Origin of the sequence: Pelagibius sp. CAU 1746, from assembly GCF_039839785.1 — a bacterium.
In the GTDB taxonomy this organism is placed as follows: domain Bacteria; phylum Pseudomonadota; class Alphaproteobacteria; order Kiloniellales; family Kiloniellaceae; genus Pelagibius.
The window spans coordinates 698,227-719,023 of the sequence record NZ_JBDOQT010000002.1; the positions used below are offsets into that span (position 1 = coordinate 698,227).

Genomic DNA, 20,797 nt, shown 5'->3' on the forward strand with positions numbered 1-20,797 from the left:
GGCAAGGGAGATGCTACTGCTGCCGCGCGCCGGCCTGCCTGGCGAACTGGTCCTCGATGTACTGGACGACCTGCTGCAGCGACATGGTGAAGACGCCGGCCCGGCCCTGCTCGAAAGCTTCGCGCCAGACGATGTAGCCCTCGGAGATGTCCGGCGGAATGACACCGTCCTGCGTCATGGCGATGACGCTGGCCTCCAGAGCCTCCTGGCTGACCGGCACATGGACGAGATGATCCTGCACGTTGGTCTCCAGCATTGGATTCTTCAGCTTCAGGCCGTCGATATAGAGGTGGAAGATCGGCTTGGCACCGAAATCCCGGTCGACCCGCGCGATGTAGATCCGGGAGGCCTCCTCGCCGGGACGCGTGCGGTAGCTCCACACCTGGCCGACGTCGAAGGCGGCGGCCTCCGCCGGCAGAGCCAGCAATTGCAACAGCAGGACCAAGGTGACGGCCAGTTTCCGTTTCATCGGTTCCCCCATCCCCAAAAGGCGCCCTATCCCCAAAGCGCGGGGGCGGGCGGATAGACCAGGCTGCCTTCGATCTTCAGCGGCGGATCGCGGTCTTCGGCCAGCAGCAGCGGCGCGTCGATGTCGGTCAGCGCGACACCCTGGGCCAGCACCACCGCCGGCGCGCAGGCCAGCGAGGTGGTGAGCATACAGCCGACCATGATGCCGTAGCCTTCGGCCTCGGCCGCCTGCTTCAGTCGCAGCGCCTCGGTCAGGCCGCCGGTCTTGTCGAGCTTGATGTTGACCATGTCGTAACGCCCCTTGAGGGCCGCCAGGGTCGCCGTGTCGTGGCAGGATTCGTCGGCGCAGACCGGAACCGGCCGCTCGATCCCGGCCAGCGCGGCGTCGTCGCCGGCCGGCAGGGGCTGTTCCACCATGACCACGCCCAGGCGCTGCAGATCGGGCACCAAGGCGCTGTACTGGGCGGCGGTCCAGCCCTCGTTGGCGTCGACGACGATGCGGGCCTTGGGCGCATTGGCGCGCACCGCCTCGACCCGGTCCAGGTCGTCCGGCCCGGCCAGTTTCAGCTTCAGGATCGGGCGCTCCGCGTTCGCGGCCGCCTTGCGGCCCATCTCCTCCGGCGTGTCGATGGACAGGGTGAAGGCGGTGGTGACCGGACCGGGCTGCGGCAGGCCGGCCAGATCCCAATGGCGCTTGCCGGCGCGCTTGCACTCCAGGTCCCAGAACGCCAGGTCGACGGCGTTGCGCGCCGCACCGGCGGGCAGGCGCGACTGCAGGCCCCGGCGGTCCAGCCCCTCGGCGAGGGGACCGCCAAGCGCCTCGATCTCGGCGATGACGCCCTCCACCGATTCGCCGTAGCGCGGATAGGGCAAACACTCGCCGCGCCCGACGTGCGTGCCGTCGCTCAGCTCCGCCACCACCACGTCCGCCTGGGTGCGGCTGCCGCGGGAAATCGTGAATTTGCCACGTACCGGCCAGGCTTCGTGGCGCACCGTGAGTTGGACCATGCCGGACCTACTGCAGGCGGTCGACGATGGGCGCGACGCCCGTGGCGAAGGGGTCGACGGTGGGCAGGCCGTACTCGCCTTCCAAGCGGCCCAGGTAGTCGGCCACCTCGGCCTTGTCCATCTGCGAGGTATTGACGGCGATGCCGACGAACTCCGCCTCCGGATTGGTCAGGCGCGCGGCAGCCAGGTTGGCCTCCATGCAGTGCCTCAGATCGGGCAGGCGATAGTCCGGCAGGCCGCGCATGTGACGCCGCGTCGGCTCGTGGCACAGCACCAGCGCATCGGCCTGGGCGCCGTGCAGCAGCCCCAGGGAGACACCGGCGTAGGAGGCGTGGAACAGCGAGCCCTGGCCCTCGATGATGTCCCAGTGGTCGGCGCTGTTGGCCGGCGAGAGATACTCGACGGCGCCGGAGATGAAATCCGCCACCACGGCGTCGATGGAAACGCCCGACCCGGCGATGAGGATACCGGTCTGGCCGGTGGCGCGGAAGTCGGCCTTCATGCCGCGCGCGCGCATCTCCTTCTCGATGGCCAGCGTCGCGTACATCTTGCCGACGGAGCAGTCGGTGCCGACGGCGAGCAGGCGCTTGCCCGAACGCTTGCGGCCGTTGGCAACCTCGAACTCGCGGTCGGGATGGCGCACGTCGAAAAGCCTGCGGCCGTGCTGTTCGGCCGCCGCCTTCAGCACCGCCACGTCGGCCAGGCGGTTGTGCAGGCCGGCGGCCAGGTCGTAGCCTAGCAGCAGGGCCTTCTCCAGCACCGATATCCATTTCTCCGAGAACACGCCGCCGCGGTTGGCGACGCCGATCACCAGGGTCTTGGCGCCGGCGGCGGCCCCTTCCTCCAGGGACATGTCGGTAAGACCGAGGTCGGTCTGGCAACCCTCCAGGCGAAGCTGGCCCAGGCACCAGTCCGGACGCCAATGCGCGACGCCTTGAGCGGTCTTGGCCGCAAGCTGGTCCGGCGCGTCGCCGAGAAACAGAAGATAAGGATGCTGGATTGCCATACGCCCCTCGGATGTCGGTTTGCCGCGCCAGCCGGAAGCCCGGGGGCGGTCGTTCTTGAAGCTGTCTGCGCGCCCCTTTCCGGGCGCTTCAGGGCCGGCATCTTAGTGATACCGGCGGGTTGCGCCAAGCCGCGACCCGCCCGATTCTTGCAAAGCAGCCCAGCCTTTGCCCTTTCGCCGCGGCGACCTATGATCGCGCCCCCCGCTCCGATCCGTCTACGCTACCGCAAGAGGACCTCCCGCGCGATGACCGTCAGCCCGGCGACAGAACCGGCCCGCCCCGGCGGCCAAGCCCCCGGCAACCAAACCGGGGACTGGAACCGCCGCGTCTGGCGCCTGGCGGGGCCGATCATTCTGGCAAATCTGACCACGCCGCTGCTGGGCGCGGTGGACACCGCGGTGGTCGGCCACCTGCCCGACCCCAGCTTCATCGGCGGGGTCGCCGTGGGCAGCGTCATCTTCAGCTTCATCTTCTGGGGTTTCGGCTTCCTGCGCATGGGGACCACCGGCTTCACCGCCCAGGCCCACGGCGCCGGCGACACCGCCGAACTGCGCGCCTGCCTGCTGCGCCCCCTCGGCCTGGCGCTGGGCTTCGGCCTGCTGGTCATCCTGCTGCAGAGCCCTGTGCGCTCCATCGCCCTCTGGGCCATGGACGCCAGCGCCGAAGTCGAAGGCCATACCGCGGTCTACTTCGACGTCCGGGTATGGAGCGCCCCCGCGGCTCTGGTGAACTACGTCGTGCTGGGGTGGCTGCTGGGCGTGCAGCGGGCGCAGGCGGCGCTGGTCCTGCAACTGCTGCTGAACGGCACCAACATCCTGCTCGACCTGGTCTTCGTCATCGGCCTCGATTGGGGCGTGGCCGGTGTCGCCTGGGCCACCTTCCTCGCCGAATCCGTAGCGGCGCTGGCCGGGCTCGCCTTCATCCTGGGCGCCCTGAAGCTGCGCCCCGTCCGCACCGACTGGATACGGCTGCGCGATCCGGCCCGCCTGGCCGCATTGCTGCGGGTCAACTTCGACATTTTCCTGCGCACCCTCTGCCTGGTCCTCGCCTTCGCCGTCTTCACCTCGGACGGCGCCGGTTTCGGCGACGTCATCCTGGCCGGCAACGCCATCCTGCTGCAGTTCCAGTCGATAGTCGCCTACGGCCTGGACGGTTTCGCCCATGCCGCGGAGATCCTGGCCGGCAGCGCCCTGGGCGCGCGCAACCGCGCGACCTTCCGCCGCGCGGTGGTGGTCTGCACCCTTTGGGGCCTGGCCGGCGCCCTCGTCGCCACCCTGGTGCTGCTGGCCGTCGGGCCGCTGCTCATTGCCCTCTTCACCTCCCTGCCCGAGGTGCGCGCGAGCGCCGAAACCTATCTCTGGTGGGTGATCGCCTCGCCGCTGATCTCGGTGTGGAGCTTCCTGCTGGACGGCATCTTCATCGGCGCCACGCGGACGGCCGCCATGCGCAATGCCATGCTGGCCTCGCTCGCGGTTTTCCTGCTGGCCGACTGGCTGCTGCTGGGCCCGCTGGGCAATCACGGCCTGTGGCTCAGTTTCATGATTTTCATGGCGGCGCGCGCCGTCACGCTGGCCGTCTGCTACCCGGCGCTGGAGGCCACGCTGGCGCCGCAGGGCGACGCCGGTGCAGGCGCGGGGGGACGGCGTTCGGGCTAGATCGGATCACGATGAGACGGACCCGCAATGTGGTCCGGTCTGGTCGTGTGAATCCGATCTATCTCAAAGATATTGAGCAGAGTCACAGGGCCGGTGGATCGCGTTCGGCGATTCCAGCCGGGCCGGTTCCTCGGGGAGCGGCGATCAGGATATGGCGGTCAGGATGCGGCGGCGCCGACCAGGCCCGCGGCGCTCAGCAGGGGACGGCTTGGCTGATCCATCACCACTTGAAGGATCGCATCGCTGTCGTCGATGGCCGCGGCGTCGCAAGGCAGGATGGCGACCCGCAGCGCCCCCAGCGGCATGCCGATATCGCCCAGCGACTGCATCAGGCGGTCGCAGAGACCGCCCGCGCCTTCCTCGTCGGTGATGCCCTGGGGATGAATGAAGATGACGAACAGCGAGCCGTCGTCGGCCAGTTCGGCAATCAGCGAGCGGTCGTCGATACCGCCGAGCCGGCTGTCGCAGCCCGGCGCCAGGGACACCCGGCAGAGCGAGAGACGCAGATGCAGGCCGCGCAGCCGCCGCAGACTGCTGGCGATGCCTTTCGGCAGGCTGGAAGGACGCGGCAATGCGGCGAGCGCCGGCCGGGTATTCGGGCCACCCGGCCGGCGCAGGGGAAGCTCGGGGGAGTACCCGAAGGGAGGGGCCGTCAGAATGCTTCCCCTTTCCCACCGCATGTCCGCTGAATCGTTCCCGACCGGGCCGAGGGGAACGCCGTCAAGGCATTGGACATGTGTGGTCTGTTTGCTCCGCATCGACCTGAAGATACTGCCCCCTTCAACTAACGGGTGCGTCAAAGTTGTGGCGATGAAGTTTAAGGAAATTAATGATTTAGCAATAAATTGCGCAGCAACACCTTAACTCACCCCAAAAGAGCGTTAGGCGGCAAGAGGAAAGCGCATGACCATTGCGAGCCCGCCGTCCGAGCGGTTCTCCGCGCGGACGCTGCCGCCGATCGCCTGCAGGTTGCGGCGCACGATCCACAGGCCGATGCCCATGTGCGGGCTGCCCTCGCCGCCGTCACCCTCGCAATCGGCGGGAAGCGGCTTGGAACGCAGGGAAACGTAACGTTCGAAGATGCGCGTCAGTTCGCCGGAGGGTACGCCGGGGCCGCGATCCAGCACCGCCAGCTCCGCCCGTCCCTGCACCGCGCGCAACTCCACGATGATCTTGGAACCCGCCGGCGAGATCTCGATGGCGTTGTCGATGACGTTCTCCAACACCGTTTCCAACAGATCCTCGCCGGCCAGCACGAAGATGTCGGGCTGCAGGCGGGCGTCGAGGATCAGGCGCCTGCCGGCGAAGGTGTCGGCATAGGCGGCGAGCATACGCTCGACCATCCGCGTCAGGGAGATCTTCTGGCGCGGCGGGTCCAGCAGTTCGGCCGTGGTTTCCTCGAGGCGGCGGGCGTAGGCCACCAGGTGATCGAGGCGGTCGATGGAGACTTCCAGCACGTCGAGCGCGCGCTGGCCGCGCACCTCGTCGGGGGAGACGAAGCGCCGCAACGGCTCCAGCGACTGGCGCATGATGGCGATCGGCGTCTTGAAGGCGTGGGCATTGTCCTCGGCGGCCAGACGGATGCTTTCCGCGGAATCCTGCAGCGCCATGGTCATGCGGTCGAACTCCTCGGCCACCGGGGCCAGTTCGGGCACCCGGTTCTGCTGGGCGAAGCTGACATGGCTGGCGCCGGTACGGATACTGCGGGCCAGGCGGCGAAAGCGCATGAGGCCGCGCCAGATCGATACGAAGAGGCCGATGGTGAAGATCGCCATGGCGAAGTAGATGGCCGCGGCGATGCGCACCTCGATGGTCTTCCAGTAAGGCTGGTCGATGGAGGTGCCCAGGAATTCCGCCGTCGAGTGGGTGGTGATCACCGCCCAGCAGCCGGCGCCGGTATTGATCGGGGTGATGGAGGTCAGCAGTTCCTCCGCGCCCGAAGGGCGGCGGTGGCGCAGGGCCATGGAGAGCTCGCCCCAACAGCTCTGCGCCAGGTTGTCGAAGACCCCGCGCTCGACCAGGCGGTCGCGCTCCTCGGCCAGCTCGGTGGGGGCGATGGTGGGTTGCGAGGCGACGAAATAGAAGCTTTCGGCGCCGTATTCGCCGGCCGGCCGGAACAGCACCTTCACCCCGGTCTGCTTGGTGGCGAAGCGCGCCACCTCGTCGTTCAGCAGCGGCAGGGACGAGATTTCCTGCTGCTCAAGCAGCGGGCGCAGGCTTTCCGCCACCATGCGGCCCTGCTCACGCACGCTTTCCATCAGCAGGAAGCGCTTTTCCGCATCGGCCTCGCGGAACTGGATATAGAGAATCACCGGGACCGCGCAGAAAATCGCCAGCAGCAGCATCAGCTTGCTGATCAGCGAGCGAAACGGCAGGCCGGGGGCGAAACTGCGCGGCGCAGCCGGCGACGCCGGACCTTCGACCCGCACAGCCATGAGGATCAGGCTCCGCCCTTACCGTTCTGGTCGCGCCAGCGGTAGCCGAAGCCCGGATAATTCTCAATGCCGTCGAAATTCTCGTCGACGTCGCGGAACTTCTTACGGATGCGCTTGATGAAGGAGCGCACGTTGGCGCGGTAGCCGTCCGGCCCGTAGCCGGCGACGAAGTCCTTGCCGCGCACGATGTCGTAGATCTGGCGATAGGAGACGTCCCCGCCCTGTTGGGAGACCAGGAACAGCACGATGGCGAACTCGGTGAGGGTGAGGTCCACCTGCTTGCCGTCCCAGAAGGCGCGGCTGATGTCGGTCTTCAGCTCCAGCGGGCCGTTGCGGATCACCGCCGGGGTCTGGCCGCCGCCCTCGGCGGAGGGCTTCACGCCTTCGGTGATGAGCTTCAGGCGCTGCAGGATGATCGGCAGGCGCCGCGACTTGTCGATGAAGTCCACGGCGCCCCACTTGAGGGCGGCCTCCTCGTAAATCTCGTCGCTGAGCACGGTCAGGAAGATCACCGGCGTCTGAATGCGGCATTCGCGCATCCGGCGCAACACCGCCAGGCCGTCCAGGCCCGGCATGCGCCAATCCAGCAGCACCGCCTCGGCCTCTTCGCCGGACATCATGAATTCCAGGGCGCTTTCCCCGTTGGCGAAATCGACGACCTCGTAACCTTCCTCGGCGAGATTGAGCCCCAGGGACTCACGGAACAGGTCGTCGTCATCAACGATGAAAACACGATTGAAAGTGGTCTCTGTCACGACCGGCTGTACAGCCATCATTGTCACTGCGCTTGCCAGCGCCCCCTTACTGTTTGCCTGCTCCTCGCATATGGCTACCTGCTAACTGCCGTCGGCCGTCCCATTCGCCGGCTGAATCGGGGAAGCGTCCTCGCCGCCCCGGCTCGCCTCGGCCTGCACCAGCAGTTCGCTCAAACAAAGACGGGCGAAATCCTTGGGGTCCGCGTCGCTCGACGCATCCCCCTCGGCCCCGCCTTTCACTTCGTACGTCAATACACGAAAATCGGTCCCACCCACTTTGGGATAGAAAAATACATGTAGGACACAGCTGGCCCCGTTGTAGGCCCAGATCTTCGCCGGCGGCTCCTCGATCAGCAGCGCCGGCTCGCCGAGCAGCGCCGTGGTCCGCTCGAAGTCGAGGCCGACCAGCGAATCCGGCTCCACCTCCGGCACCTTGGCCGCTTCGATCGCCGCCGGGGGCACCTCGGGCTTACGAATCGGAAGCGGCGGCGGCGGCTTCAGCTTGGCCACTTCCTCCGTTATGTCCTCGGGGAACCTGCCCGCATTGCTCAGCGCCTGCTCTTCAGCCGCAGGGCGTGCAGTTTCGGTGGCCGGACCGCGAAAATCTGGGAACTGGATGCCCAGTTCCGCACACGCGGAAAGACCCAGCAATGCCGTCCCCAGGACCCCGATTAGGAGTCTCATTATCGTTTTCCTGACCTTCGCACCATTCCGGTTCTGAACCGGAACCCTTCAATCGTGAACCTCAATTTCTTAACGAAATCCTAAGATAGATGTCGGGGAGCAGTACCGTGTCCGGTGCGCAGCATCAAGATGCGACCCCAAGTGCCTAGTCTGCAACGCATCCTGGCGGGTGTGACAAATTTGGCCCAGCCATCGGAGAAGCCGGCAAAAGTGTTAAGCGCCGCGATGCAGCTCTGGCACGTCTCCAACCTCCGGCCGTTCAGCGGAACTCCCCGCCCGGATGTATCAGGGTATCGCCAAGGGGTAGCCCCCTCAACCGTGATGTTTGCCCGGCAAAAGCGGCGAAGTTATGGCGGACCGCGGACCGCATCGGCACGGCGGTGCCGGCCGCCCGCCGCTCGGCGGCAGCGGCGCCGGGCCGCGCCAATTCACACCGCCGGGCCGTTATCCGGGATTGACAAGCCCCACCGGGACGGCTTGATATCAAGGAGAGCGCGGCCTGCAGGGCCGTGATAAGGCATGCGAAAACACCGACATGAAGTCAGGTCAACAGGGATGCAGGCATGACAAAATCACGTTATTTCGCCCCGGCGGGCGCGGCAATCGCCCTCGCCCTGACGATGGGCCCGGTCCAGGCACAAGAAAAAGTCGTCAACGTTTTTAACTGGTCCGATTACATCGACGAATCGATCCTCGAGGACTTCGAGAAGGAGACGGGCATCAAGGTCGTCTACGACGTCTTCGATTCCAACGAGGTGCTGGAGACCAAGCTGCTGGCCGGCGGCACCGGCTACGACGTGGTGGTGCCCACGGGCTCCTTCCTGTCGCGCCAGATCCAGGCCGGCGTGTTCCAGAAGCTGGACAAGGACAAGCTGCCGAACCTGAAGAACATGTGGGACGTGGTGGAAAAGCGCACCGCGACCTACGACCCCGGCAACGACTACTCCATCAACTACATGTGGGGCACCACCGGCATCGGCTACAACGAGGAAAAGATTCTTGAGCGGATGCCCGACGCACCGGTCGAGTCCTGGCGCATGGCCCTCGATCCGGACGTCATCTCCAAGTTCGCCGACTGCGGCGTCCACTTCCTCGATGCTCCGACCGAACTGATCCCGGCGGCGCTCAACTACCTCGGCGAGAATCCCGACAGCAAGGATCCCGACGTCATCGCCAAGGCCGAGGACGTGCTGATGGCCGTGCGCCCCTACGTCCAGAAGTTCCACTCCTCTGAGTACATCAACGCCCTGGCCAACGGCGACATCTGCATGGCCGTCGGCTGGTCCGGCGACGTACTGCAGGCCCGCGACCGCGCCGACGAGGCCGATAACGGCGTCACCGTGAAGTACTCGATCCCGAACGAGGGCGCCCTGATGTGGTTCGACCAGATGGCGATCCCCGCCGATGCCCCGCATCCCGAGGAAGCCCTGGCCTTCTTGAACTACATCATGGAGCCGGAGGTCATGGCCAAGGCGTCGAACTACGTCTACTACGCCAACGGCAACAAGGGCTCGCAGGAGTTCCTGGATGAAGAGGTGATCGGCGATCCGGCGATCTACCCGCCGCAGGCCGCCCTGAACTCCCTCTATACGGTTACGTCCTATCCGCCGAAGGTCCAGCGGGTCGTGACCCGCCTCTGGACCAAGGTGAAGAGCGGCCAGTAAGCCTAAGCGACGGCCCCGCCCCGACACCGGCGCGGGGCCGTCCGCCATTTGGGAGACAGGCCGCGCGGGGCGCAGCGGGCCGGGCCCGGCGCCCTCCGGCGGCAAGGGGGGACAGGACGGGATGAGCGGAGCAGGCACTGCAAGCAACCAGGCGCGCAGCGGCTCTTCGGCCTCGCGCCAGCGTTGGGCCCCTTGGGAAGACCCCAACGAGAAACCCCACGTCCGGATCGTCGGCGTGACCAAACGCTTCGGCGACTTCGTCGCCGTCGACAACGTCTCCCTCGACATCTACAAGCGCGAATTTTTCTCCCTGCTCGGCCCCTCGGGCTGCGGCAAGACCACGCTGCTGCGCATGCTGGCCGGCTTCGAGGTTCCCAGCGAAGGCCAGATCCTGCTGGAGGGCGAGGACATGTCCGGCGTGCCGCCCTACGAGCGGCCGGTGAACATGATGTTCCAGTCCTATGCCCTCTTCCCGCATATGTCGGTCGAGCAGAACATCGCCTTCGGGCTGAAGCAGGACCGCGTGCCCAAGGCCGAGATCGCCCAGCGCGTTGCGGAGGTCATCGAGATGGTCCAACTCGGCCAGTTCGTGAAGCGCAAGCCGCACCAGCTTTCCGGCGGCCAGAAGCAGCGCGTCGCCCTGGCCCGCAGCCTGGTGAAGAAGCCGAAGATGCTGCTGCTGGACGAGCCTCTGGGCGCACTGGACAAGAACCTGCGCACCCAGACCCAGTTCGAGCTGATGAACATCCAGGAGGAGACCGGAATCACCTTTGTGATCGTGACCCACGACCAGGAGGAGGCGATGACCGTCTCCAGCCGCATCGCGGTCATGGACCACGGCAAGATCGTCCAGGTCTCGACCCCGGGCGAACTCTACGAGGCCCCCAAGACCCGCTACGTCGCCGACTTCATCGGCGAGGTCAACATCCTGGAGGGCCGCGGCGCCCAGCGTGAAGGCGACCACCTGTTGCTGCAGTGCCCGGAGGCCGGTTGCACGATCCAGACCGGCCCCTATGCCGAAGAAGGCGGAGACGCCGCGCTGTGGGTTGCGCTGAGGCCCGAGAAAGTGCGCATCTCCAAGGAAGCGCCGGCGGACGCCAGCCGCAATTGCATGACCGGCGAAGTCTGGGACATCGGCTATCTGGGCAATCTCTCGACCTATCACGTCAAACTGGACAGCGGAAAGATGATCACCGCGACCCAGGCCAACATGGCCCGCCTCATCGAACGGCCGATCACCTGGGAGGACCGGGTCTACCTCACCTGGGCGCCCGACGCCGCCGTGGTTCTGCGGGACTGAGGACGCCAGCGTGTCATCCTCCCCGCCGCCCGCCCCCGTTTCGCAGGCCCCCGTTTCGCCCGCCCCCGTTTCGCAGGCCGCCGTCGAGACCGCCGCAGCCGCCCGGCAGAAAAATCAGCGCCTCCTCAAATACCTCGTCATCTCCGTTCCCTACCTCTGGCTGCTGGTCTTTTTCCTAACGCCCTTCCTCATCGTGCTGAAGATCAGCCTCGTCGAAGTACGGGTGGCGATACCGCCCTATTCCGAGTTGATCACCTTCGTCGAGGACGGCTGGATCGCCTTTCACGGCTCGCTGGAAAACTATCTCTGGCTTTGGGACGATCCGCTCTACATCAACTCCTACCTCAGCTCCCTGAAGATCGCCGCGACCTCGACCGTGATGACGCTGCTGGTCGGCTATCCCATCGCCTACGCCATGGCGCGGGCGCCGCGGCGCTGGCGCTTCGCCCTGCTGATGCTGGTGATCCTGCCGTTCTGGACCTCCTTCCTGATCCGCGTCTATGCCTGGATCGGGATTCTGAAAAAGGAAGGTCTGCTGAACCTGGCGCTGACGAGCCTGGGCCTGATCGACGAGCCCCTGACCATCCTCAACACCGATACCGCCGTCTACATCGGCATCGTCTATTCCTACCTGCCCTTCATGGTGCTGCCGCTCTACGCCAACCTGGAGAAGATGGACCTGAGCCTGCTGGAGGCCGCGGCCGACCTGGGTTGCCGGCCCATCAAGGCCTTCTGGGTGGTGACCATGCCGCTGTCGATGACCGGTATCGTGGCCGGCTGCTTCCTGGTCTTCATCCCCGCGGTCGGCGAGTTCGTCATCCCGGACCTGCTGGGCGGGTCCGAGACCCTGATGATCGGCAAGACCCTGTGGACCGAATTCTTCAAAAACCGCGACTGGCCGGTCTCCTCGGCGGTGGCCGTGATCCTGCTGCTGGTTCTGATCATCCCGATCGTCCTGTTCCAGCGCCAGCAGGAACGCAACGCGCGAGCGAGGGCCTGAGCACATGAAACAGGGCCTCACCTGGTTCAACGTCGCCTCGCTGCTGCTCGGCTTCCTCTTCCTCTATCTGCCGATCGCGCTGCTGATCATCTACAGCTTCAACGAATCGCGTCTGGTGACGGTCTGGGCCGGCTTTTCGACCAAGTGGTATGCCGAGATGCTGCGGAACGAAGGCCTGATGAACGCCGCCTGGGTGACGCTGAAGGTCGCCTTCACCTCCTCCACCTTCGCCACCGTGCTGGGCACCCTGGCCGGCCTCATCATGTCGCGCTTCGGCCCCTTTCACGGGCGCACCCTGTTTTCGGGCATGATCTACGCGCCTCTGGTCATGCCGGAGGTCATCACCGGCCTGTCGCTGCTGCTGATGTTCGTGGCCGTCGCCCTGGACCGCGGCTTCGTCACCGTCACCCTCGCCCACATCACCTTTTCCATGTGCTACGTGGCGGTCGTGGTGCAGTCCCGCCTGGCCGGCTTCGACCGCTCCATCGAGGAGGCGGCCATGGACCTGGGCAGCCCGCCGGGGCGCACCTTCTTCCAGATCACCCTGCCGATCATCGCCCCGGCGGTGATCGCCGGCTGGCTGCTGTCCTTCACCCTGTCCCTGGACGACCTGGTGATCGCCAGCTTCACCACCGGGCCCGGCGCCACCACCCTGCCGATGAAGATCTACAGCCAGGTGCGCCTGGGCGTGACGCCGGAAATCAACGCCGTCTGCACCGTCCTGGTCGGCCTGGTGGCGGCCGCCGTGCTCACCACCTCGCTGATCACCCGGCGCCAGGAGATACGGCGCGAGGCCGAGGAGCGTCAGGCCGTCGCCAACGGCTGACGGCGTGCCTCCGCTGAACGGTTTCCTTGCCCGTGGCGATCCTCTACAAGATTCCCCGTGACAACCGCTCCTGAATCCCTGCGCGCCGAGACGGCGCGCCGCGCCCGCCTCGGGCTGCTTCTCGCTTGCTTTGCCTTGTTGCTGACCCCGCTCGCGCTGCTGGCCGACAAGGCGGTGGTTCCCCTGGTGCTGGCCACCGCCGCTGCCGGCGGACTGCTGCTCGGCACGCCGGCGCTGCCCTGGCGCATCGTCGACCGCCCCCTGGCCCTCTGCCTGGGGCTGTTGACCGGCTGGTGCCTGATCGCGTCGGCCTGGAGTTTCGATGCGGCGGACGCGGCCAAGCTGGCGGCGCGGATCGGCCTGCTGCTCTTCGCGCTGCTTTACCTGACGGGCCTTACCCGCTTCCTCGACGCGGCCCAGCGCCGCCGGGTGGCGCTGGGCTTTTGCCTGGGGTTTGCCGCCACCCTGCTGCTGGTGGTCGTCGAGCTGGCGTTCCAGTCACCGCTCCTCACGCTGCTCCGCGGACCGCTGGCCGGCGACTATGCCACCTATTCCCGCCTCAACCGCGGCATCTCCGCCCTGGCCGTGCTGACCTGGCCGCTGGCGCTGCTGGCCTGGCAGCAGCAGCGGCGCGCCGTGGCGCTGGCCCTGCCGCCCGCCGTCTTGGCGCTGACGCTGTTTTCCGAATCCTCGGCGTCCATGGTGGCGCTCGCCGCGGGCCTGCTGGCGGCCGCCTTGGCCGCCTGGAGCCGCGGGGCCGCGCGGCTGGTGCTGGTCCTGGCCATTGCCGGCGCGCTCTTCGCCGCACCCTTGGTGGTCGAAGTCGTCCAGCAGGCCGATCTGGAGCGCAGCCGGATCATCCCCGAAACCGGACAGTACCGCCTGCACATCTGGAGCGTGGTCAGCGAGCGTTTTTCCGAGCGCCCCATCTTCGGCTGGGGTTTCGACTCTTCTCCGGCCTTGCCCGCCGGCGACGCCCAGCCCTTCCGGACCGGCGGCAAGATCATTCCCTCCCACCCGCACAACGGAGGGCTGCAGATCCTCGTGGAGTTGGGGCTGATCGGCGGCCTGATGACCCTGGGCCTGCTGGCGGTCGTTGCCGGACGCATCGACCGCCTTGCGCCGGCACAACGCAGCGCCGCGGCGGCGATGACCGTCACCCTTCTGGGCATCGCCTGCACGGCCTACGGCATCTGGCAGAGCCACTGGCTGTCGGTGATCGGCGCGGCGGCAGCGATCTTCGTCGCCCTGCTGCCGGCGCCGGAGGAAGCGTCTTCCGTCCCGCCGCCGCGCAGTTAGCGGGGGCCGCTAGCCCCCTTGGCGGGCGTTGCCTTGGGCGAAGGCGAGAAAACTGCCGAAGATGTTGTAGTGATAGGCGATGTAGATGCCGCTGATCACCGCGGAGATCATGAAGGCGGCGATGGTCGCCGCCAGGACCCCCGCCACGCCGTAGGCCAGCGCGCCGTACCAACTGAAATAGGCATTCAGCAGGATGCAGGTCAGGCTGCTGACCGACATCGGCAGGATGGCCTTGCGCAGGTGGAGGAAGGCCTGGTTGTGGTAGAAGTAGCCCATGGCCACGGTGCCGGCGATGGCCCAGGGAATGAGGCCGAAAGAGGCGGCGAACGACGGTCCGACGACCAGCGGCGCGGCCCTGGAGGCCGTCACCGCGTTCTACGACGATCCCGACTGGCTCGGCAGGATGCGCTACTTCGACGCCAGCTACCGGGGAAACGAAACGGAAATGTTCCGCCGCTTGGCGGTCGGCATCCGCGAGACGCTGCAGGACAGCGGCCTGACGCCGTTGCTGCTCGCCCCCAGCGCCGCCATGCCGCGCGCGACGGGCGCTGTCGCGGCCGCGGCCGAACTGCCGCGGCGCGGCGGCGCCGCCGCGGCGGAGCCGGAGGTCAAGCCTGAGGCCGCTCGCCGCGTTTCAGGACAAAGACCTTCTCCACGTAGCGGATGATCCGCTCCACCGATTCGGGCACCGTCTCGGTCGCGGTATCGACGACCAGATCGGGCGCTTCGGGCGCCTCATAGGGCGCCGAAACGCCGGTGAACTGACGGATTTCGCCGGCGCGGGCCTTCTTGTAGAGGCCTTTGGGATCGCGCTGCTCGCAGGTCTCCACATCCGCCTTGACGTAGATCTCGTGGAAGCGGCCGGGCGCCGAGGCGCGGGCGCGATCCCGGTCGACCCGGTAGGGCGAGATAAAGGCGGTAATGCAGATGATGCCGCTGTCGGCGAAGAGAGCCGCCGCCTCGCCGACACGGCGGATGTTCTCCGTGCGGTCTTCCGGGGAGAACCCGAGATTGGCGTTGAGGCCGCGGCGCACGTTGTCGCCATCCAGCACGTAGACCTGGTAGCCCTTGGCGAAAAGCCGCTGCTCGACCTCCATGGCGAGCGTCGACTTGCCGGCGCCGGACAGGCCGGTGAGCCACAGCACGCCGCCGTGGTGGCCGTTGCGCGTCGCCCGGTTGTCGGCGGTCAGGCGGTGCTCCACCGAGATGACGTTGGTCGACTTCACCTCGACGACCTGGCGCTGGTCGGGCAGGCCCTCCATGGAGATGACGCCGCCGCCGACGGCGTCGTAGTCCTCGATCAGCACGAAGCGGCCGGTCTTCGGCAGATCGCCGTAGTCGTCGAGGCACAACACCTGGCGGCTGCGCAGGGTCACTTCAGCCACGGCGTTGCGCTCCACGGAATCGCCGGCGGAACTCTCCAGCGTCTGAGTGTCGACGATGCGCTCGATCGATTCCACCGTGACTTCGGCCTGCTGCGTGAGCAGCCTCAGCTTGTAGCGGCTGCCCACGGTCAGCGGCTTGTGGCCGAGCCAGAACAGGCGGGCATGGAACACGGTGGTCAGCTTGGGCGGATTGCCCACGTGACTGACCGTCTCCCCGCGCTCCACGAAGAGCTGCTCGTCCAGGGTGATCCCCACCGACTCGCCGGCCGCCGCGCTTTCCGGCTTGTCGTCCTCGGGCCACCCCTCGATGGTGCGCACCCGCGCGGTCTTGTTGGAGGGCGAGAACAGCACCGTGTCGCCCACCGAAATGCCGCCGCTCTCGATACGGCCGGCCAGGATGCGCCGGGCGTCGAACTTGTAGACGTCCTGGATCGGCAGGCGCAGCGGCTGGGCGCCGAGGCCCGGGTGGCCGTGAAACCCGTCCAGGGCGGAGAGCACCGTCGGGCCGTCGTACCAGGGCGTGCGCCAGGACCGCTTGGCCATGTTGTCGCCGTCGCGCGCCGAAATCGGCACGATGACCATGGGCGATGCGCCGATGGATTCGAGGTATTCGGTAATCTCCTTCGAGACTTCCTCGAAGCGCGCCTGGTCGAAGTCGACCAGGTCCATCTTGTTCACCACCACAGCGACCTGGCGGATGCCCAGCAGGTGCAGCAGATAGGCATGGCGGCGCGACTGCTCGCGCACGCCCTCGGCCGCGTCGACCACGACGATGGCCGCGTCGGCGCTGGCGGCGCCGCTGACCATGTTCTTCAGGAACTCCCGATGGCCCGGCGCGTCGATGATGACGTAGTCGCGCAGCGCCGTCTTGAACCAGATCTGCGTGGTGTCGATGGTCACCGCCTGGTCGCGCTCGGCCTGGAAGGCGTCGAGCACGAAGGACCATTCGATCGCCATGCCGCGGCGCGCGGAGACGGCCTCCAGCTCCTCGACCTTGCCCGGCGGCAGGGAATCGGTGTCGTACAGCAGCCGGCCGATCAGGGTTGATTTGCCGTGATCGACGTGGCCGACGATCACGATGCGATGCAGCGCCCGGGCGCCGTCGGTGTCCGCGTTTGCCAAAGCCTGGCCCTTCAACTGGTCCGGCGTCAGGGCGGTGGTGCCGTTGTCCTTCATCTTCGCACCCTCTTCCCTTACATGTAACCCGTGGCGCGCAGCCGCTCGAAGGCGTCCTCGCGCTCGTGGTCCATGGCGCGGCCGGCACGCTCCGATGTGTTGGTGGTCCGCAGTTCCTTGATGATGTCCTCGATGGAGGCGGCGTCGGACTCCACCGGGTTAGTGATGTCCTCGTCGCCCAGGGAGCGGTAGCGCTTGCCGTCCTTGGACAGGTACAGCGGTACGATGGGAATGCCCTCACGCTGCGTATAGAGCCAGATGTCCAGCTCCGTCCAGTGCAGCAGCGGGTGGATGCGGATGTGGGTGCCCGGCGGGAAATCGGTCTTGTACTGGTCCCAGAACTCCGGCGGCTGGTCGCGGAAGTCCCAGCCGCCGCCCTCGCCGCGGGGACTGAAGACGCGTTCCTTGGCGCGGGTCGCCTGCTCGTCGCGGCGGATCCCGGCGATCACCCCCTTCAACTCGTGCTTGGCGATGGCCTGGCGCAGCCCCTCGGTCTTGCGCGCCGCCGAGCGGGCCGCCGGCGGCAGCGAGGGGTCGATCTCCTCGATCGGCGGGCAGACCTCGCGCAGGAAGTCCAGGCCCCACTCCTCGGCATAGCGGTCGCGGAACTCGTACATCTCCTTGAACTTCTTGCCGGTATCGACGTGCATGACGGGAAAGGGCACAGACCCGAAGAAGGCCTTGCGCGCCAGCCAGATCATCACGTTGGAGTCCTTGCCCAGGGACCAGAGCATGGCCAAGGGCTCGATCCGGGCATAGGCCTCGCGGAGGATGTAGACGGATTGCGCTTCGAGAGCGTCCAAATGATCCATAAAGGAATAGGTCCTCAGCCTTTGAGGGATGCTGCAGATGCGAAGGCGGGGTATACGCCTTTCCCGCCGTCAATCAAGGAACATACCGATGATAGGTCAAGGCCGCATCTGCGGCCGACGGCCTGGCCCGGCGCATTCCCAGGGAAACTGGCCCAAGGAAACTGGGCACCCGCGCGTCGCGGGCGCCGCCATAAAACATTTTACTTTTTATGGATGCAAATTATTTTTTTATACAAAATTAATTTGTAAATTATACCTGCCGTGCAGGGAACAGGTCCCGCTCGCGGCTAGACGCCGTGATAGCCGCGGTACCACTCGACGAAGCGGGGAATGCCGTCGTCGATGGAGGTCTTGGGCTCGAAGCCAAGATCGCGGCGCGCCGGCTCGATATCGGCATAGGTCTCTTTCACGTCGCCGGCCTGCATTGGGGCGAACTCCTTGATCGCCTCGCGGCCGCAGGCCCGCTCGATCACCTCGACGAAGCGCAGCAGCGGCTCGGCGCGGTGGTTGCCCAGGTTGTAGACCCGGTGCGCCGCGGCCTCGCCCTGGCGCTGCGGCGGGCGCGCCGTCACCGCCAGCACGCCGTCGACGATGTCGTCGATGTAGGTGAAGTCGCGGCGCATGTCGCCGTGATTGAAGATGCGGATCGGCCGCCCTTCGAAGATCGCCTTGGTGAAGATGTAGGCCGACATGTCCGGCCGCCCCCAGGGCCCGTAGACGGTGAAGAACCGGAGGCCGGTGCCCGCCAGGCCGTAGAGGTGGGCATAGCAATGGGTCATCAGCTCGTCGCTGCGCTTGGTGGCGGCGTAGAGCGAGACCGGGCTGTCGACCCGCTGCTCGGTCGAGAATGGCAGGTCCTTGTTGCCCCCGTAGACCGAGGAAGAGGAAGCATAGACGAAGTGGCGCAGCTCCGGCAGGCGGCGCGCCAGTTCCAACATGCAAAGATGCCCCATCACGTTGCTCTCGACGTAGGCGAAGGGGTTCTCCAGGGAGTAGCGCACGCCCGCCTGCGCGGCCAGGTGAATGATCTCCGTCACTTCGGGGAACTCTCCGGCAAGCGCCGGGATCTTCTCGCGGTCCTGAATGTCGAGGCGCCTGAAGGTGAAGCCGTTGCGCCCGCAGAGCCGGTCGAGCCGGGCCTGCTTGAGGGCCGGATCGTAGTAGTCGTTGACGTTGTCGATGCCGATCACCGCCCGGCCCTGATCGACGAGCCGCAGGGCGACATGAAAGCCAATGAAACCGGCCACTCCTGTGACAATGACGCTCACGGCGCGGTCTTTTCCGGTTTTCTGTCCAACACCCTCTTCACCTCCTCAGATCGAATAGCGCCGGACGCCGGCCGGCAGATCGCCCGGCGTCCAGAGGTCGCGCAGGTCGAAGACGATGCCCCCGGCGGCCAGCAGGCCGCCGAAGTCCGCCGCCGTCATGCCGCGGTAGGCGTCATGAGCCACGGCGCCGACGACGCAGTCGAAGCCTTCGGCCCGCGCCAGGTCCGCCACGGGTTCCAGCCCGCACAGCGCCGCGGCCTCGTCGGGATCGGCCAGCGGATCGTGAACATCGACCCGGCAGCCCTTGTGGCGCAGCGCGGCGATCAGGTCCACCACCTTGCTGTTGCGCAGGTCGGGCACATTCTCCTTGAAGGTCAGGCCCAGGACCAGGATCCGGGGGGCCGGCTGGCGGCCCGAGGTCTCGGCCAGCGCCCCGAGAATCCGTCCGGCGAAATAGCCGGCCATGGAATCGTTGGTCTGGCGCCCGGCCAGGATCACCTGGGGATCGAGCCCCAGCACCTCGCTGCAGTGGGCCAGGTAGTAGGGATCGACGCCGATGCAGTGGCCGCCGACCATGCCGGGGCGGAAATCCAGGAAATTCCACTTCGTGCGCGCGGCCGCCAGGACGTCGTAGACCGAGAGATCCATCTTATTGAAGATCTTGGTCACTTCGTTGACGAAGGCGATGTTGATGTCGCGCTGGGCGTTCTCGATCACCTTGGCCGCCTCGGCGGTCTTGATGCTGGCGGCGCGGAACACCCCGGCTTCCGTGACCTTGCCGTAGACCGCCGCCAGCAAGTCGGTGACCTCCGGCGTCTGCCCGGCCACCACCTTGGTGATCTTCTCCAGCGCATGGACCCGGTCGCCGGGGTTGATGCGTTCCGGCGAGTAGCCCAGGAAGAAGTCCCGCCCGGCTTTGAGGCCCGAGGCCCGCTCCAGGATCGGGCCGCAGACCTCCTCCGTCACGCCGGGATAGACGGTCGACTCGTAGACCACCACGGCGCCGGGGGCGAGAGCCGCGCCCACGGTGCGGCTGGCGGCCTCGACCGCGGCCAGGTCCGGCCGCTTGCCGGCATCCACCGGCGTCGGAACCGTGACGATGAAAAGGTCGCGCCCGGCCAGCGCCGCCGGGTCGTCGCTGAACGCCACCGCCGCCGCGCGCAGGACGCCGCTCTCGACCTCGCGGGTGCGGTCGCGTCCCTCCTCCAGTTCGGCGATGCGCCGCCGGTCGACATCGAAACCCAGGACGTCGAAATGCCGGCTGAGGGACACGGCCAGCGGCAGGCCCACGTAGCCCAGGCCGACCACGGCCAGTTGCGGATTCTGCGGCAGGGTCACGCGGGGCACGTCCTCTTCGTCGGCGGGCTGTCGATCGGCGGGCGCGCCGCGGGAACGGCGCTGCCCTCTTTTAGTGCAAACCGCCGCCGTATTCAGCCGCAATCGCCCCGATCCCGGCTCACAATGCCGCGGCGATGCCCGCCTCGAGGATTCGCACCACCGAGCGCGCATCGTCGATCGCACGGTGGGCCGTGCCTTCCCGGTCCAGGCCCATGCGCTTCAGGGCGCCGCCGAGACCGCCCGCACGCGACAGCCCAAAATGAGCGGCGAAGACCTTTTTGACGTTCACGTAGGGAACCCCGGCGAAAGGGTTCTCGATCCCATGTTTGCCGCAATCCCGGCCGAGCTGCGCCCCGTCATAGTCGCCCCAGGCCAAGAGGGTGAAGCCGCCGTCCCGGCCGGCCCAGCCATGGAAAGCCGCCAGAACGTCAGGAAACCCCGGCGCCCGGTCGACGTCGCTCTGGCGAATCGTGGTCAGCTCCGTGCAAAAGGCCGACAGCTTGGGCGCCATGAAGGGCTTCACGAAGCTCTGAAACTCCAGCGCCGGACGCGCCTGGGGTCCCGGCTGGTCGAAGCGCACGGCGCCGATTTCGATGATCTCCGAGGGGGCTTCCTCCGCCCCCCGCCGCCAGCAGGTGGCTTCCAGATCGAACACAACGTAGCGCTTCAACGCTCCGGCACTCCCAATCCATTCCTTAGAGTAGAACTGTAAACCAT

The 20,797-nt window shown here is 66.9% G+C and carries 20 protein-coding genes; 7 read left to right on the forward strand and 13 right to left on the reverse strand.

Annotation, left to right across the window (positions count from 1 at the left end):
* Positions 1-13: 13 nt before the first annotated feature.
* From AAFN88_RS20065 to dgcN, 3 genes are read right to left on the reverse strand one after another with little or no spacing between them, the layout of a single operon-like run.
* Positions 14-469 (reverse strand): hypothetical protein, encoded by a 456-nt coding sequence (locus AAFN88_RS20065; protein WP_347522458.1) that lies wholly within the window; start codon positions 467-469, stop codon positions 14-16.
* 26 nt (positions 470-495) lie between these two features.
* Positions 496-1,476, reverse strand: coding sequence for an N-acetyl-D-Glu racemase DgcA (gene dgcA, locus AAFN88_RS20070; RefSeq protein ID WP_347522459.1), 981 nt, complete (start codon positions 1,474-1,476; stop codon positions 496-498).
* 7 nt (positions 1,477-1,483) lie between these two features.
* The gene (gene dgcN, locus AAFN88_RS20075) at positions 1,484-2,482 is read right to left on the reverse strand and encodes an N-acetyltransferase DgcN (protein WP_347522460.1); all 999 of its coding nucleotides are present in this window, start codon (positions 2,480-2,482) and stop codon (positions 1,484-1,486) included.
* 246 nt (positions 2,483-2,728) lie between these two features.
* Here dgcN and AAFN88_RS20080 point away from each other — a divergent pair, with 246 nt between their 5' ends.
* Entirely contained in the window at positions 2,729-4,138 is a 1,410-nt protein-coding gene (locus tag AAFN88_RS20080) for an MATE family efflux transporter (RefSeq protein ID WP_347522461.1), read from the forward strand.
* 158 nt (positions 4,139-4,296) lie between these two features.
* Here AAFN88_RS20080 and AAFN88_RS20085 read toward each other — a convergent pair whose 3' ends face one another.
* The 4 genes from AAFN88_RS20085 to AAFN88_RS20100 form a co-directional block, all read right to left on the reverse strand.
* Complete coding sequence (locus tag AAFN88_RS20085) at positions 4,297-4,710, reverse strand: hypothetical protein (RefSeq protein WP_347522463.1); 414 nt, start codon at positions 4,708-4,710, stop codon at positions 4,297-4,299.
* Between the two features lie 309 nt (positions 4,711-5,019).
* The gene (locus AAFN88_RS20090) at positions 5,020-6,573 is read right to left on the reverse strand and encodes an ATP-binding protein (RefSeq protein ID WP_347522465.1); all 1,554 of its coding nucleotides are present in this window, start codon (positions 6,571-6,573) and stop codon (positions 5,020-5,022) included.
* 5 nt (positions 6,574-6,578) lie between these two features.
* The gene (locus AAFN88_RS20095; RefSeq protein ID WP_347522466.1) at positions 6,579-7,349 is read right to left on the reverse strand and encodes a response regulator transcription factor; all 771 of its coding nucleotides are present in this window, start codon (positions 7,347-7,349) and stop codon (positions 6,579-6,581) included.
* A 60-nt stretch (positions 7,350-7,409) separates the two neighbouring features.
* Complete coding sequence (locus tag AAFN88_RS20100; protein ID WP_347522467.1) at positions 7,410-7,979, reverse strand: hypothetical protein; 570 nt, start codon at positions 7,977-7,979, stop codon at positions 7,410-7,412.
* Positions 7,980-8,575: 596 nt separating this feature from the next.
* Between AAFN88_RS20100 and AAFN88_RS20105 the strand changes: the two genes are divergently transcribed.
* From AAFN88_RS20105 to AAFN88_RS20125, 5 genes are all read left to right on the forward strand, one after another.
* Positions 8,576-9,676, forward strand: a complete 1,101-nt coding sequence (locus tag AAFN88_RS20105) for a polyamine ABC transporter substrate-binding protein (RefSeq protein WP_347522468.1) — start codon at positions 8,576-8,578, stop codon at positions 9,674-9,676.
* Between the two features lie 121 nt (positions 9,677-9,797).
* Positions 9,798-10,976, forward strand: coding sequence for an ABC transporter ATP-binding protein (locus tag AAFN88_RS20110; protein ID WP_347522469.1), 1,179 nt, complete (start codon positions 9,798-9,800; stop codon positions 10,974-10,976).
* Positions 10,977-11,115: 139 nt separating this feature from the next.
* Positions 11,116-11,976, forward strand: coding sequence for an ABC transporter permease subunit (locus AAFN88_RS20115; protein ID WP_347522784.1), 861 nt, complete (start codon positions 11,116-11,118; stop codon positions 11,974-11,976).
* A gap of 4 nt (positions 11,977-11,980) precedes the next feature.
* On the forward strand, positions 11,981-12,802 hold the full coding sequence (locus tag AAFN88_RS20120) for an ABC transporter permease subunit (protein ID WP_347522471.1): 822 nt from the start codon (positions 11,981-11,983) through the stop codon (positions 12,800-12,802).
* Positions 12,803-12,859: 57 nt separating this feature from the next.
* Complete coding sequence (locus AAFN88_RS20125) at positions 12,860-14,101, forward strand: O-antigen ligase family protein (RefSeq protein ID WP_347522472.1); 1,242 nt, start codon at positions 12,860-12,862, stop codon at positions 14,099-14,101.
* Between the two features lie 9 nt (positions 14,102-14,110).
* Here the strand turns inward: AAFN88_RS20125 and AAFN88_RS20130 are convergent, their stop codons facing one another.
* Positions 14,111-14,377 (reverse strand): hypothetical protein, encoded by a 267-nt coding sequence (locus AAFN88_RS20130; RefSeq protein ID WP_347522473.1) that lies wholly within the window; start codon positions 14,375-14,377, stop codon positions 14,111-14,113.
* On the opposite strand from AAFN88_RS20130, the gene AAFN88_RS20135 reads away from it, so the two are divergent.
* Positions 14,376-14,768 carry a hypothetical protein gene (locus tag AAFN88_RS20135; RefSeq protein ID WP_347522474.1) on the forward strand — a complete coding sequence of 131 codons (393 nt, stop codon included), beginning with the start codon at positions 14,376-14,378 and terminating at the stop codon, positions 14,766-14,768. The two genes, AAFN88_RS20130 and AAFN88_RS20135, sit on opposite strands and share 2 nt — an antisense overlap.
* Here the strand turns inward: AAFN88_RS20135 and cysC are convergent.
* The 5 genes from cysC to AAFN88_RS20160 form a co-directional block, all read right to left on the reverse strand.
* The gene (cysC, locus tag AAFN88_RS20140) at positions 14,710-16,662 is read right to left on the reverse strand and encodes an adenylyl-sulfate kinase (protein ID WP_347522475.1); all 1,953 of its coding nucleotides are present in this window, start codon (positions 16,660-16,662) and stop codon (positions 14,710-14,712) included. The two genes, AAFN88_RS20135 and cysC, sit on opposite strands and share 59 nt — an antisense overlap.
* A gap of 17 nt (positions 16,663-16,679) precedes the next feature.
* On the reverse strand, positions 16,680-17,474 hold the full coding sequence (cysD, locus tag AAFN88_RS20145; protein ID WP_347522476.1) for a sulfate adenylyltransferase subunit CysD: 795 nt from the start codon (positions 17,472-17,474) through the stop codon (positions 16,680-16,682).
* A gap of 287 nt (positions 17,475-17,761) precedes the next feature.
* Positions 17,762-18,742 (reverse strand): GDP-mannose 4,6-dehydratase, encoded by a 981-nt coding sequence (locus AAFN88_RS20150; RefSeq protein WP_347522477.1) that lies wholly within the window; start codon positions 18,740-18,742, stop codon positions 17,762-17,764.
* Positions 18,743-18,787: 45 nt separating this feature from the next.
* Positions 18,788-20,080 carry a nucleotide sugar dehydrogenase gene (locus tag AAFN88_RS20155; RefSeq protein WP_347522478.1) on the reverse strand — a complete coding sequence of 431 codons (1,293 nt, stop codon included), beginning with the start codon at positions 20,078-20,080 and terminating at the stop codon, positions 18,788-18,790.
* Between the two features lie 118 nt (positions 20,081-20,198).
* A complete protein-coding gene (locus AAFN88_RS20160) occupies positions 20,199-20,750 on the reverse strand; it encodes a 3'-5' exonuclease (RefSeq protein ID WP_347522480.1) in 552 nt (183 codons plus the stop codon).
* Positions 20,751-20,797 lie beyond the last annotated feature (47 nt).

What these genes read in the sequence shown, in the direction of transcription:
- AAFN88_RS20090 (WP_347522465.1), bottom strand. Translation starts at nt 6,573, where the DNA reads ATGGCTGTGCGGGTCGAAGGTCCGGCGTCGCCGGCTGCGCCGCGCAGT.
- AAFN88_RS20120 (WP_347522471.1), top strand. Translation starts at nt 11,981, where the DNA reads ATGAAACAGGGCCTCACCTGGTTCAACGTCGCCTCGCTGCTGCTCGGC.
- cysD (WP_347522476.1), bottom strand. Translation starts at nt 17,474, where the DNA reads ATGGATCATTTGGACGCTCTCGAAGCGCAATCCGTCTACATCCTCCGC.
- AAFN88_RS20065 (WP_347522458.1), bottom strand. Translation starts at nt 469, where the DNA reads ATGAAACGGAAACTGGCCGTCACCTTGGTCCTGCTGTTGCAATTGCTG.
- AAFN88_RS20135 (WP_347522474.1), top strand. Translation starts at nt 14,376, where the DNA reads ATGGCCACGGTGCCGGCGATGGCCCAGGGAATGAGGCCGAAAGAGGCG.
- AAFN88_RS20105 (WP_347522468.1), top strand. Translation starts at nt 8,576, where the DNA reads ATGACAAAATCACGTTATTTCGCCCCGGCGGGCGCGGCAATCGCCCTC.
- AAFN88_RS20130 (WP_347522473.1), bottom strand. Translation starts at nt 14,377, where the DNA reads ATGGGCTACTTCTACCACAACCAGGCCTTCCTCCACCTGCGCAAGGCC.
- AAFN88_RS20080 (WP_347522461.1), top strand. Translation starts at nt 2,729, where the DNA reads ATGACCGTCAGCCCGGCGACAGAACCGGCCCGCCCCGGCGGCCAAGCC.
- AAFN88_RS20095 (WP_347522466.1), bottom strand. Translation starts at nt 7,349, where the DNA reads ATGATGGCTGTACAGCCGGTCGTGACAGAGACCACTTTCAATCGTGTT.
- dgcN (WP_347522460.1), bottom strand. Translation starts at nt 2,482, where the DNA reads ATGGCAATCCAGCATCCTTATCTTCTGTTTCTCGGCGACGCGCCGGAC.
- AAFN88_RS20110 (WP_347522469.1), top strand. Translation starts at nt 9,798, where the DNA reads ATGAGCGGAGCAGGCACTGCAAGCAACCAGGCGCGCAGCGGCTCTTCG.
- dgcA (WP_347522459.1), bottom strand. Translation starts at nt 1,476, where the DNA reads ATGGTCCAACTCACGGTGCGCCACGAAGCCTGGCCGGTACGTGGCAAA.
- cysC (WP_347522475.1), bottom strand. Translation starts at nt 16,662, where the DNA reads ATGAAGGACAACGGCACCACCGCCCTGACGCCGGACCAGTTGAAGGGC.